The organism is Streptomyces sp. RP5T, assembly GCF_003933965.1.
Classification (GTDB): Bacteria; Actinomycetota; Actinomycetes; order Streptomycetales; family Streptomycetaceae; genus Streptomyces.
Genome location: NZ_RSAJ01000230.1, coordinates 1 through 12889 on the forward strand (window position 1 = coordinate 1; position 12889 = coordinate 12889).

The 12889-nt window shown below is 70.7% G+C and carries 9 protein-coding genes; 3 read left to right on the forward strand and 6 right to left on the reverse strand.

The window, feature by feature from the left end; all coding sequences use genetic code 11:
- The 4 genes from EHS43_RS23220 to EHS43_RS23235 form a co-directional block, all read right to left on the reverse strand.
- The coding region (locus tag EHS43_RS23220) for a PfkB family carbohydrate kinase (protein WP_260470667.1) at positions 1 to 256 on the reverse strand (256 nt) is incomplete at its 3' end.
- Between the two features lie 66 nt (positions 257 to 322).
- Positions 323 to 2266, reverse strand: a complete 1944-nt coding sequence (locus EHS43_RS23225; RefSeq protein WP_125192702.1) for a substrate-binding domain-containing protein — start codon at positions 2264 to 2266, stop codon at positions 323 to 325.
- On the reverse strand, positions 2256 to 3782 hold the full coding sequence (locus tag EHS43_RS23230) for a sugar ABC transporter ATP-binding protein (RefSeq protein WP_125192703.1): 1527 nt from the start codon (positions 3780 to 3782) through the stop codon (positions 2256 to 2258). Before EHS43_RS23230 ends, EHS43_RS23225 begins: the two co-directional genes overlap by 11 nt.
- A complete protein-coding gene (locus EHS43_RS23235; RefSeq protein WP_125192704.1) occupies positions 3779 to 4807 on the reverse strand; it encodes a LacI family DNA-binding transcriptional regulator in 1029 nt (342 codons plus the stop codon). The genes EHS43_RS23230 and EHS43_RS23235 overlap by 4 nt, the downstream gene beginning before the upstream one ends.
- A gap of 505 nt (positions 4808 to 5312) precedes the next feature.
- Between EHS43_RS23235 and EHS43_RS23240 the strand changes: the two genes are divergently transcribed.
- Both EHS43_RS23240 and EHS43_RS23245 read left to right on the forward strand, forming a co-directional pair.
- Positions 5313 to 7565, forward strand: coding sequence for an ATP-dependent RecD-like DNA helicase (locus EHS43_RS23240; RefSeq protein WP_125192705.1), 2253 nt, complete (start codon positions 5313 to 5315; stop codon positions 7563 to 7565).
- Positions 7566 to 7796: 231 nt separating this feature from the next.
- Positions 7797 to 9086: a citrate synthase gene (locus tag EHS43_RS23245; protein ID WP_125192706.1), complete on the forward strand. Its 1290-nt coding sequence runs from the start codon at positions 7797 to 7799 to the stop codon at positions 9084 to 9086.
- Positions 9087 to 9688: 602 nt separating this feature from the next.
- Here the strand turns inward: EHS43_RS23245 and EHS43_RS23250 are convergent.
- Positions 9689 to 11911, reverse strand: coding sequence for a cation-translocating P-type ATPase (locus EHS43_RS23250; protein WP_125192707.1), 2223 nt, complete (start codon positions 11909 to 11911; stop codon positions 9689 to 9691).
- A 104-nt stretch (positions 11912 to 12015) separates the two neighbouring features.
- On the reverse strand, positions 12016 to 12255 hold the full coding sequence (locus EHS43_RS23255) for a heavy-metal-associated domain-containing protein (protein ID WP_031037814.1): 240 nt from the start codon (positions 12253 to 12255) through the stop codon (positions 12016 to 12018).
- Between the two features lie 151 nt (positions 12256 to 12406).
- On the opposite strand from EHS43_RS23255, the gene EHS43_RS23260 reads away from it, so the two are divergent.
- Positions 12407 to 12889, forward strand: a 483-nt coding sequence (locus tag EHS43_RS23260) for an alcohol dehydrogenase catalytic domain-containing protein (protein WP_125192708.1), incomplete at its 3' end; no start/stop codon positions are given.

Genomic DNA, 12889 nt, shown 5'->3' on the forward strand with positions numbered 1-12889 from the left:
CCCCCACCGTGTCGACCCCGGCCGCCCGCAGCGAGTCCAGCAGCAGCCGGCCGTGCCCGTCGTCGCCGACCCGGGCCAGCAGCGCCGTACGCGAACCCAGCCGGGCCGCCGCGACCGCCTGGTTGGCGCCCTTGCCCCCCGGGTGCACGGCCAGGTCCGAGCCGAGCACCGTCTCGCCGGCCCCCGGCCGCCGCTCCACGCCGATCACCAGGTCGGCGTTGGCCGACCCTACGACCAGAAGGTCGTAGTCGTACATGAATGACTCCCCTAGTCAGTGACGCGGGGCGGGCGGTCGAAGCGACCGCCCGCCCTTACGCCGTCGTCAGCCCGTGAAACCGGCCACGTTCTCCTTCGTGACCACCTTCACCGGCACCTTGATGGTCTCCTCGACCTTCTTGCCCTGCAGGGCCTTCAGCGCGTTGTCCACCGCGATTCTGCCGAGCTGGGACGGCTGTTGTGCCACCGACGCGTACAACGTGCCGCCCTTGACCGCGTTCAGACCGTCCGGCGTGCCGTCGAAGCCGACCACCGAGACCGACTTGCCGGCCTTGGAGCCCAGCGCCTTGATCGCGCCGAGCGCCATCTCGTCGTTGGCGGCGATGACGCCCTGGACGTCCGGGTGGGCCTGGAGCAGGTTCGACATCACGTCGAGGCCCTTGGTGCGGTCGAAGTCGGCGGGCTGCTGAGCGACGACCTGGATGCCCGGGTACGCCTTGAGGCCCTTGGCGAAGCCCTCGGCGCGCTCACGGGCGGCCGACGTGCCCGCCTGGCCCTGCAGGATCACGATCTTGCCCTTGCCGCCGAGCTTCTCGCCGATGGCCTTGGCCGCGAGCTCACCGCCGGCGACGTTGTCGGAGGCGACCAGCGCGTCCACGGAGGCCTTGTTGACGCCGCGGTCCACGGCGATGACCGGGATCTTCGCCTGGTCGGCGGCCTTCACCGAGTTGCCCGCCGCGTCCGAGTCCACCGGGTTGACGATGATCGCGCCCAGGTTCGAACTGGTGAAGTTCTGCAGCTGGTTGGCCTGCTGGGAGGCGTCGTTCTGGGCGTCCGTGACGGTCAGGTCCACGCCCAGCTTCTTCGCCTCGGCCTGGGCGCCCGCCCGGATCTGCACGAAGAAGGGGTTGTTGAGGGTGGACAGCGACAGACCCACCTTCGGGTTCGCCGTCGAGGACGAGTCGTTGTGCAGGAAGGATGTCGCGCCGACGATCGCCACGGTGACCACGGCCGCGAGACCGTACGTCACCGCCTGGCGCCCCTTGCCGCCCGGCCCGCCGGCACCCGCGGCCACCGGGGTCGCCCCCGCCTTGCGGCGCAGGGTGTCCAGGAGCACCGCGAGCGCGATGACGACACCGATGACGACCTGCTGCCAGAACGCGGACACGTTCAGCAGGTTGAGGCCGTTGCGCAGCACCGCGAGGATCAGCGCGCCGATCAGCGTCCCGGACGCCTTGCCGGTGCCGCCCGCGAGCGAGGCACCGCCGATGACGACCGCGGCGATCGCGTCCAGCTCGTAGCCGTCGGCGGCCTGCGGCTGCGCCGAGGAGAGCCGGGCGGCGAGCACGACACCCGCGACGGCCGCGAAGACACCGGAGAAGGCGTAGATGGCGAGCTTCTGCTTCTTCACGCGGAGGCCGGACAGCCGGGCCGCCTCCTCGTTGCCGCCGATCGCGTACATGGAGCGGCCGATGTAGGTCCGGCCCAGCACGAAGGCCGCGATCAGCCCCATGACGACCATGACGAGCACCGGCACCGGCAGCCAGCCGCCGAGCGTGTCACCGAGGTGCGACACGGAGTCGGGGAAGGCGATCGGGGAGCCCTCGGAGATCACCAGCGACAGACCGCGGGCCACCGAGAGCATCGCCAGCGTCGCGATGAACGGCGGGAGCTTGCCGTACGCGATCAGGAAGCCGTTGACGAGACCGGCCGCGATGCCGGTGACCACGGCCAGCAGGACCGCTATGACGACCGGCACCCCGTGCGAGGTCGCGCTCCAGGCGAGGACGGTGGCCGACAGGGCGGCGACCGAGCCCACCGACAGGTCGATGCCCGCCGAGACGATCACGAAGGTCACGCCGAAGGCCAGGATGGCGGTCACGGCCGCCTGGACGCCGACGTTGAGCAGGTTGTCGGTGGTCAGGAAGTCGCCGGACAGCGCCGACATGGCGATGACGAGGACGATCAGCGCGGTGAGCGCGCCGTTGTCGAGCAGGAGACGGCGCAGGCCACCCGCGCTCGCCCCGCTCTTGAGCGTGTCAGTGGCCATCAGGGGCCTCCTTCTCGGTCTTGACGGTGTTCGTGCTGACGGCGAGTGCCATCACGGAGTCCTGCGTGGCCTCGCCGGCGTCGAGTTCGCCGGCGATCCGGCCCTGGGCCATCACCAGCACCCGGTCGCTCATGCCGAGCACCTCGGGCAGATCGCTGGAGATCATGAGGACGGCGGCACCGGCCGCGGTGAGTTCGTTGATGAGCTGGTAGATCTCGACCTTGGCGCCGACGTCGATCCCGCGCGTGGGCTCGTCGAGGATCAGCACCTTGGTGTCGGCGAGCAGCCACTTGCCGATGACGACCTTCTGCTGGTTGCCGCCGGAGAGCGTCCGCACGTGCTGGTGCAGGCCCGCCATCCGGACCCCGAGCTGCTCGGCGATCCGCGCGGCGGCCTCCCGCTGCCCCTTGAGGTCGACGAGCCCCGCGCGGGTGGCGGTCCGCATGGTCACCAGACCGAGGTTCTCCTCGACCGACTGGTCCAGGACGAGCCCCTGGCCCTTGCGGTCCTCGGGGATCAGCCCGATCCCGGCCGCCATCGCGGCGACCACGTCGTGACCCCTGAGGGCGGTCCCGGAGACCTTCACGGTCCCCTTGTCGTACGGATCCGCGCCGAACACGGCCCGCACGACCTCGGTACGGCCCGCTCCGACCAGCCCGGCGATGCCGACCACTTCGCCGGCGTGCACCTCGAAGCCGATGTCGTGGAAGACGCCGTCCCGGGTGAGCCCCTCGACCTTCAGCAGGGCCGCTCCGGTGTCGCCGCGCTCGCGCGGGTACTGCTGCTCGATCGACCGCCCCACCATCAGGCGTACGAGCTCGTCCTCGGGCGTGGCCGCGGGCACCTGGCCGACGGACTTCCCGTCGCGGAGGACCGTGACCCGGTCGCCCAGGGCGGCGATCTCCTCCAGGTGGTGGGTGATGAAGACGATCCCGACCCCGTCCTCGCGCAGCCTGCGCACGATCGCGAAGAGCTTGTCGACCTCCCCGGAGGTGAGCACGGCGGTCGGCTCGTCCATGATCAGCACGCGCGCGTCCAGGCTGAGCGCCTTGGCGATCTCGACCATCTGGAGCCGGGCGATGCCGAGTTCACGCACCCGCGCGCGGGGCGACACGGTGACCCCGACGCGCTGCAGCAGCACCTCGGCGTCGGCCTCCATCCGCTTGCGGTCGATCATCCCGAGCCGGCGCGGCTGCCGCCCCAGGAAGATGTTCTCGGCCACGGTCAGGTCCGGCACCAGGTTGAACTCCTGGTAGATGGTGGCGATGCCCAGCCGCTCGGCGTCCTGCGCCCCGCGGATGTGCACCTCCTCGCCGTCCACCAGGACGCGGCCCCCGTCGGGGTGGTAGGCGCCCGACAGCATCTTGATCAGCGTGCTCTTGCCGGCGCCGTTCTCGCCGAGCAGTACGTGCACCTCGCCCCGGCGCAGGTCGAAGTCGACGCCGTCGAGCGCGACCACGCCGGGGAAGGACTTCCGTATGCCCTCGATGCGCAGCAACTCGTCCTCGTTGCTCACGACTTGCTCCTGTTCGTTACGGGGTTCTCGTGCGGGGTCTCGCCGCAGGAACGGCGGACGACGAGACGGGCGGGGAGGGTGACCGACGCGGGCGGCCGGCCCTCGATGCGGTCGATGAGCGCGCGCACGGCGGTCCGCCCCAGGTCGCCCGTGGGCTGGGCGATCGCGGTGATCGGCGGATCGGTGTGCACGAACCACGGGATGTCGTCGAACGCGGCCAGGGCGAGGTCGTCCGGCACGCGCAGCCCACGCGCGCGTACGGCGTCCAGGGCGCCGAGCGCCATCAGGTTGTCGGCCGCGAAGACGACCTCGGGCGGCTCGGGCAGGTCGAGGAAGCCCTCGGTGACCCGCCGCCCGCTGTCGGCCTGGAAGTCGCCCTGCCCTATGTAGACCTCGGGCAGCTCCAGGCCGTACGCCTCAAGGGCCTCCCGGAAGGCCGCCACGCGCTCCTGGCCGGTCGTGGTGGCGGCGGGCCCGGCGATGATGGCGAGCCTGCGGTGCCCGAGACCGTACAGATGGGCGACGAGATCGCGCACCGCGGCCCGCCCGTCGGCCCTGACCACCGGTACGGCCACGCCCGGGATCCACCGGTCCACGAACACCATCGGCGTCCCCGCGCGCACGGCGTCCAGCATCAGCGGGGAGCCGCCGTCGGTGGGGGAGACCAGCAGGCCGTCGATCCGGCGGTCCAGCAGGCCCCGTACGTGGTGGTCCTGGAGGTCGGGCCGTTCGTCGGCGTTGCCGATGATCACGCTGTAGCCCAGCGCGCGGGCCTCCTCCTCGACGGATCGGGCCAGCTCGGTGAAGTAGGGGTTGAGCACGTCGCTTATGACCAGGCCGAGGGTGTGGGTCTGGTCGGTGCGCAGGGAGCGTGCGACGGCGTTCGGGCGGTAGCCCAGTGCCTCGACGGCGGCCAGCACGCGGGTGCGTGCGTCCGCGCTGACCGACGGATGGTCGTTGAGGACGCGCGACACCGTGGCGACGGACACCCCCGCCTCGGCTGCGACGTCCTTGATGCTCGCCATCGCCGCTCCACCTCCTCGTGGAACTGTTGGAATCGATTACACGACTCCGTGTACGGAGGATTGGAATCGATTACAAGCCGATTGACAAGACCCCGAGACCGGATCGTGACGTTTTGGCCGCCGATGAGTTTCCTGAGGCCCCGGCAGGTGGCGGCCTCGTGGCGCCGGCCCCCGACCCGGGCGCCCCGCTCGGTCGGGGCGCAGGCGCAGGCGCCGACCGCGCGCCGCCGCCCGCGAAGCTCCGGAAACCCGCGGGTTCGGGGCGGCCGGTGGATGCGGCACGTGCCCTGCGGCGGCGCGCCACCGAACGATGTCCGGAGCGTCGCGGCCTGCCCCGGGCCCGGGGTGGTTTGACCTCTTCCGCACCCCGCGGCATCCCCCGCCCGGTCCGGTCCGGCCCGACGCCGATGCGGAAGGTGACGTGTTCCCCTCGCCACTGAGCGGCACGGCAGCACATCACCGCACCGGGCTCCCCACTGTCGGACCCCGCCTGTAGCGTCGGATCATGTCCAATCAGGCGGGGGCCTCCACGGGCGAACGACGGCTGGCCGTACTCGAAGGCGTGCTCGAACGCATCACGTACGCCAACGAGGAGAACGGCTACACGGTCGCCCGGGTCGACACCGGCCGGGGCGGCGGCGACCTGCTCACCGTCGTCGGCGCGCTGCTCGGTGCCCAGGTGGGGGAGTCCCTGCGGATGGAGGGGCGCTGGGGGTCCCACCCGCAGTACGGCAAGCAGTTCACCGTCGAGAACTACACGACCGTCCTCCCCGCCACCGTCCAGGGCATCCGCCGCTACCTCGGCTCCGGGCTCGTCAAGGGCATCGGCCCCGTCTTCGCCGACCGCATCACCCAGCACTTCGGCACGGACACCCTGAAGATCATCGAGGAGGAGCCCAAGCGGCTCGTCGAGGTCCCGGGGCTCGGTCCCAAGCGGACCAGGAAGATCGCCGACGCCTGGGAGGAGCAGAAGGCGATCAAGGAGGTCATGCTCTTCCTCCAGACCGTCGAGGTGTCCACCTCCATCGCCGTGCGCATCTACAAGAAGTACGGCGACGCCTCGATCTCCGTCGTGAGGAACCAGCCCTACCGGCTCGCCTCCGACGTCTGGGGCATCGGCTTCCTCACCGCCGACAAGATCGCCCAGTCCGTCGGCATCCCGCACGACAGCCCGGAGCGGGTCAAGGCCGGTCTCCAGTACGCCCTTTCGCAGTCCACCGACCAGGGCCACTGCTACCTCCCCGAGGAGCAGCTGATCGCCGACGCGGTCAAGCTCCTCCAGGTCGACACCGGCCTGGTCATCGAGTGCCTGGCCGAACTCGCCGCGCCCGACGAGGAGTCGGGGCAGGAGCCCGGGGTCGTCCGCGAGAAGGTCCCCGGCCCCGACGGCCACGAGGTGACCGCCGTCTACCTCGTCCCCTTCCACCGCGCCGAACTCTCCCTCTCCGCCCAGCTGATGCGCCTCCTGCGCACCGACCAGGACCGGATGCCGGCCTTCCGGGAGGTGGCCTGGGACAAGGCGCTGGGCTGGCTGAAGACCCGTACCGGAGTGGAGCTCGCGCCCGAGCAGGAGGCCGCCGTCAGGCTCGCGCTGACCGAGAAGGTCGCGGTCCTCACCGGCGGCCCCGGCTGCGGCAAGTCCTTCACCGTGCGCTCGATCGTGGAGCTGGCCCGCGCCAAGAAGGCCAAGGTCGTCCTCGCCGCCCCGACCGGACGGGCCGCCAAGCGCCTCGCCGAGCTCACCGGCGCCGACGCCTCCACCGTCCACCGCCTCCTGGAGCTCAAGCCCGGCGGCGACGCGGCCTACGACAAGGACCGCCCGCTCGACGCCGACCTGGTGGTGGTCGACGAGGCCTCCATGCTGGACCTGCTGCTCGCCAACAAGCTGGTGAAGGCCGTACCCCCGGGCGCGCACCTCCTGTTCGTCGGGGACGTCGACCAACTCCCCAGCGTGGGCGCGGGCGAGGTCCTCAGGGATCTGCTCGCCGAGGGCGGCCCGGTCCCCGCGGTGCGCCTCACACGCGTGTTCCGCCAGGCCCAGCAGTCCGGCGTGGTCACCAACGCGCACCGGATCAACGCCGGGCAGCACCCCGTGACCGACGGCATGAAGGACTTCTTCCTCTTCGTCGAGGACGACACCGAGGAGGTCGGCCGGCTCACCGTGGATGTGGCGGCCCGTCGGATTCCGGCCAAGTTCGGCCTCGACCCGCGCCGGGACGTCCAGGTGCTCGCGCCCATGCACCGCGGCCCCGCGGGCGCCGGCACGCTCAACGGCCTGCTCCAGCAGGCCATCACCCCCGGCCGCCCCGACCTCGCCGAGAAGCGGTTCGGCGGCCGGGTCTTCCGGGTCGGCGACAAGGTCACCCAGATTCGCAACAATTACGAGAAGGGCGCCAACGGTGTCTTCAACGGCACCGTGGGCGTGGTCACCTCCCTCGACCCGGTCGACCAGCGCCTGACCGTGCTGACCGACGAGGACGAGGAGGTGCCCTACGAGTTCGACGAACTGGACGAACTGGCCCACGCGTACGCGGTGACCATCCACCGTTCCCAGGGCAGCGAGTACCCGGCCGTGGTGATCCCGGTCACCACCAGCGCCTGGATGATGCTGCAGCGGAACCTGCTGTACACGGCGGTGACCCGGGCGAAGAAGCTGGTCGTCCTCGTCGGCTCGCGCAAGGCGATCGGCCAGGCGGTGCGCACGGTGTCGGCGGGACGCCGTTGCACGGCCCTGGACTTCCGGCTCGCGGGCCGGTGACGGGCGTCGATCGTGAGACACCACAAAAAATGATCGATCAAATGAGTCACGTGGGTCACAGAGCTCTTCCGGAAGCGGGTGGGGAGGGGCAGGATGAGCAAGTTGGCGGCACTCAGTGCCGCCAATACGCCCAACGGCCGACCCCGAGTGCACTCTCCTGCGCCAAATGGGGGATGGTAGAGACAGTCAGGGCAACCTCGAAGAAGAGGCACAACGTCGGTGAGGGATGACGTGAGCGACAACTCTGTAGTAGTGCGGTACGGCGATGGCGAGTACACCTACCCGGTGATCGACAGCACCGTCGGCGACAAGGGCTTCGACATCGGGAAGCTCCGCGCCCAGACCGGTCTGGTCACCCTGGACAGCGGCTACGGCAACACCGCCGCCTATAAATCCGCCATCACCTACCTCGACGGCGAGGCCGGCATCCTCCGGTACCGCGGCTACCCGATCGAGCAGCTGGCCGAGCGCTCCACGTTCCTGGAGGTCGCCTACCTCCTGATCAACGGTGAGCTTCCGACCGTCGACGAGCTCTCGGTGTTCAAGAACGACATCACGCAGCACACCCTGCTGCACGAGGATGTCAAGAATTTCTACCGCGGCTTCCCGCGCGACGCCCACCCGATGGCCATGCTGTCCTCGGTCGTCTCCGCGCTGTCCACCTTCTACCAGGACAGCCACAACCCCTTCGACGAGAAGCAGCGCAACCTCTCGACGATCCGCCTGCTCGCCAAGCTCCCGACGATCGCGGCGTACGCGTACAAGAAGTCGATCGGTCACCCGTTCGTCTACCCGCGCAACGACCTCGGTTACGTCGAGAACTTCCTGCGCATGACCTTCTCGGTCCCGGCGCAGGAGTACGAGCCCGACCCGGTCGTGGTCTCCGCCCTGGACAAGCTGCTCATCCTGCACGCCGACCACGAGCAGAACTGTTCGACCTCCACGGTCCGCCTCGTCGGCTCGTCGCAGGCGAACATGTTCGCCTCGATCTCCGCCGGCATCAACGCCCTGTGGGGCCCGCTGCACGGCGGTGCCAACCAGTCGGTGCTGGAGATGCTGGAGGGCATCCAGACCTCCGGCGGCGACGTCGACTCCTTCATCCGCAAGGTGAAGAACAAGGAGGACGGCGTCCGCCTGATGGGCTTCGGTCACCGGGTCTACAAGAACTTCGACCCGCGCGCGAAGATCATCAAGGCCGCCGCGCACGACGTCCTCTCGGCCCTCGGCAAGTCCGACGAACTGCTGGACATCGCGCTCAAGCTGGAGGAGCACGCGCTCTCCGACGACTACTTCGTCTCGCGCAGCCTCTACCCGAACGTCGACTTCTACACGGGCCTGATCTACCGCGCCATGGGCTTCCCGACCGAGATGTTCACGGTCCTGTTCGCCCTCGGCCGCCTCCCGGGCTGGATCGCCCAGTGGCACGAGATGATCAAGGAGCCGGGCTCCCGCATCGGCCGCCCGCGCCAGATCTACACGGGGATCGTCGAGCGGGACTTCGTCCCGGTCGAGCAGCGCTGACACCTGCGGGTGAGCTGAGGGGCGTCGCTTCGGTGGCGCCCCTTCGGCGTTCCCGGGGAACGCGCGGGCGCGGAAAAGGGCAAACGAAAGGCGCCCTGGCGACGGTCCCCCCACGGGCCGGCGTCCAGGGCGCCTTCCCATGTCCCGGTGCGGATTCCCCCCACGGGATCCGGCCGGGCGTCTGAGAGACCAGCGCCTGAATCGCTGTCTTTCCGGTACTGCTGGTACTGCGGTTTGAGAGAACGAGCGCAACCGTTCGTATCTACTCATGTGGTGCGGTCTGCCGGGACAGCGCACGGTCGGGAGGGCCGCTCAAAGCTTCCCTAAGTGCGTGCCCCGGCAACGCAGCTCCGAGGAAGTCCCCCAAGACATCCTCAGACGTCAGTCGGCGCCCCCCAAGACGCTCCCTGACATCGCCAACTTAGACCTTCGAACCCCTTCGATGGTTACGTTCGCATCACTGTGATCTGCGTCTCTTGCAAATGTCCGTTAGATACGCAAGAGCCCGGATGGGACCCCGGCGTAAGGACGATGCGCGAGTCTTGTGAAGAGCTTATGTGAGCGCGGCTCCGGACTCCAGAGGGGGGGCCGTCAAAGGATCCTCAACGGAAGGACCGCAGGCGCAGGCTGTTGGTCACCACGAACACCGAGGAGAACGCCATCGCCGCCCCGGCGATCATCGGGTTCAGCAGCCCGGCCGCGGCCAGCGGCAGCGCGGCCACGTTGTAGCCGAAGGCCCAGACGAGATTGCCCTTGATCGTCGACAGGGTGCGCCGGGAGAGCCGGATCGCGTCCGCGGCCACCCGCAGGTCCCCGCGCACCAGCGTCAGATCCCCTGCCTCGATCGCCGCGTCGGTCCCGGTCCCCATGGCGAGCCCGAGGTCGGCGGCGGCGAGCGCGGCCGCGTCGTTGACGCCGTCCCCGACCATCGCGACGACCCGTCCCTCGCCCTGGAGCCGGCGCACGGCGTCGACCTTGTCCTCGGGCAGCACCTCGGCGATCACCTCGTCGATCCCGACCGCCCGGGCCACCGCCTCGGCCACCGTCCGGTTGTCCCCGGTCAGCAGCACCGGCGTGAGCCCCAGCGCCCGCAGGGACCGCACCGCCTCCGCGCTGGTCCCCTTGACGGCGTCGGCGACGGCCAGCACCCCGCGCGCCACCCCGTCCCATCCGACCACGACAGCCGTACGGCCGTCCCGCTCGGCCTCCTCCCGCGCCCGGGCCAGCTCGGCGGGCAGTGCGTCGAACAGGCGCCCCACGGCCACCTCACGGCCCTCCACGAGGCCGCGTACGCCCTTGCCCGGGACGTTCTCGAACCGCTCGGTCGGCGGCAGCTGGCCGACCCGCTCCTCGGCGCCCAGGGCCACCGCCCGGGCCACGGGATGCTCCGAGGCGTGCTCCAGGGCGCCCGCGAGCCGCAGCAGCTGCTTCTCGTCGGTGTCCTGGACGGAGTGGACCTCGTGCAGCGTCATCCGGCCGGTGGTGACCGTGCCGGTCTTGTCCAGGACGACGGTGTCGACGCGCCGCGTGGACTCCAGGACCTCCGGCCCCTTGATGAGGATGCCGAGCTGGGCGCCGCGCCCGGTGCCGACCATGAGCGCGGTCGGTGTGGCCAGGCCCAGCGCGCAGGGGCAGGCGATGATCAGTACGGCGACGGCCGCGGTGAACGCCGCGACGGTGTCCCCGGTGGTGCCGAGCCAGGCCCCGAAGGTGGCCGCCGCGATGAGAAGGACGGCCGGCACGAAGACCGCGGAGACCCGGTCGGCGAGCCGCTGCACCTGCGCCTTGCCGTTCTGTGCGTCCTCCACCAGCTTCGCCATCCGCGCGAGCCGCGTGTCGGCCCCGACCCGGGTCGCCGCCACCACGATCCGGCCGCCGGCGTTGACGGTCGCCCCGGTGACGGTGTCCCCGACGCCGACGTCCACCGGTACCGACTCGCCGGTCAGCATGGAGGCGTCCACGGCCGAGGCGCCCTCGACGACGGTGCCGTCGGTCGCGATCTTCTCGCCGGGCCGCACGACGAACCGGTCCCCGACCGCCAGCCGCTCCGCCGGGACGCGCACTTCCCGCCCGTCCCGCAGCACGCTGACGTCCTTGGCGCCCAGCTCCATCAGGGCCCGCAGGGCGGCCCCCGCGTGGCGCTTGGCGCGGGCCTCCAGATAGCGGCCGAGCAGGAGGAAGGCGGTGACCCCGGCGGCCACCTCGAGGTAGATCGTCGAGGCGCCGTCCATGCCGCCGACGGTGAACTCGAACCGCTCCCGCATTCCGGGCATCCCCGCGTCACCGAGGAACAGGGCCCACAGCGACCAGCCGTAGGCGGCGAGGGTCCCGACCGAGACGAGGGTGTCCATGGTGGCCGCGCCGTGCCGGGTGTTCGTCCAGGCGGCGCGGTGGAAGGGCCAGGCGCCCCAGACGACGACGGGGGAGGCGAGGGTCAGCGCGAGCCACTGCCAGTTGTCGAACTGGAGGGCGGGGACCATGGAGAGCACGACGACGGGGACGGCGAGCGCGACCGAGACGAGGAGCCGCTGCCGCAGGGCGGCGAGCTCGGGGTCCGTGTCCTGGGGGCCGTCGGGCCGGTCCGCCGGGGGCGCCGGCTCCTCGGCCGTGTAGCCCGTCCTCACGACGGTCGCGATCAGGTCGGCGACCTCGACCCCCGCGGGGTAGACGACCCGCGCCTTCTCGGTCGCGTAGTTGACCGTGGCGGTGACGCCGTCCATCCGGTTGAGCTTCTTCTCGACCCGGGCGGCACAGGAGGCGCAGGTCATCCCGCCGATGACGAGCTCGACCTCGGACACGGGCGCTATCGGGGCCGTGGTGGACATGTTCCCTACTCCCGAAACGGTTCGTCCGCGCCCCTCGGGGACGCGGTGAACTGTGTGGCCGGCATCGGCGGGCCGGTGGCCCGCCGAAGCTCTTCCCGTGACGCTCAGGCCTTGCCGACGAGCTCGAAACCGGCCTCGTCCACGGCGGCCCGCACGGCTTCCTCGTCCAGCGGCTCCGCCGACACGACCGTCACCTCGCCGGTGGAGGCGACCGCCTTCACCGAGCTGACACCCGCGATCTCGGAGATCTCGCCGGAAACGGAACCCTCACAGTGCCCGCAGCTCATCCCGCTCACCTTGTAGACGGCGGTGACGGAGCCAGGGGTGTCGGTCTGGGCGGTCATGTCGTTCTCCTCGTGGAGGCGTGTGGGGTTACTGCATCACAGCCTATACCCCTAGGGGGTATTTCTCCAAGAGTCCTGGGGCCGGGTGCGGGCGGCGGACCGGTGACCGGTCACGATGGACCGTCGGACGAGAACGGCCAGGGAGACGTGGATGCGAGCGGTTGTCTTCGAACAGTACGGCGAACCCGCACAGGTGCGGGACGTGCCCGACCCCCGCCCGGCGGAGCACGGAGCGGTCGTGCGGGTGGAGGCCACGGGGCTGTGCAGAAGCGACTGGCACGGCTGGCAGGGCCACGACCCGGACATCACCCTCCCGCACGTGCCGGGCCACGAACTCGCGGGCGTGGTGGAGTCGGTCGGCCCCCTCGTGCGCGGCTGGCACCCCGGCGACCGGGTCACCGTCCCCTTCGTCTGCGCCTGCGGCACCTGCGCGTCCTGCGCGGCCGGCGACCACCAGATCTGCGAGCGCCAGACACAGCCCGGCTTCACCCACTGGGGCTCGTTCGCCCAGTACGTCGCACTGGACCACGCCGACGTGAACCTCGTGGCCGTGCCGCAGGACATGTCCTTCGCCACGGCCGCCTCCCTGGGCTGCCGTTTCGCCACGGCGTTCCGGGCGGTCGTGCAGCAGGGG

Coding starts and splice junctions, on each gene's coding strand:
- EHS43_RS23225 (WP_125192702.1), bottom strand. CDS start 2,266: ATGGCCACTGACACGCTCAAGAGCGGGGCGAGCGCGGGTGGCCTGCGC.
- EHS43_RS23250 (WP_125192707.1), bottom strand. CDS start 11,911: ATGTCCACCACGGCCCCGATAGCGCCCGTGTCCGAGGTCGAGCTCGTC.
- EHS43_RS23255 (WP_031037814.1), bottom strand. CDS start 12,255: ATGACCGCCCAGACCGACACCCCTGGCTCCGTCACCGCCGTCTACAAG.
- EHS43_RS23235 (WP_125192704.1), bottom strand. CDS start 4,807: ATGGCGAGCATCAAGGACGTCGCAGCCGAGGCGGGGGTGTCCGTCGCC.
- EHS43_RS23240 (WP_125192705.1), top strand. CDS start 5,313: ATGTCCAATCAGGCGGGGGCCTCCACGGGCGAACGACGGCTGGCCGTA.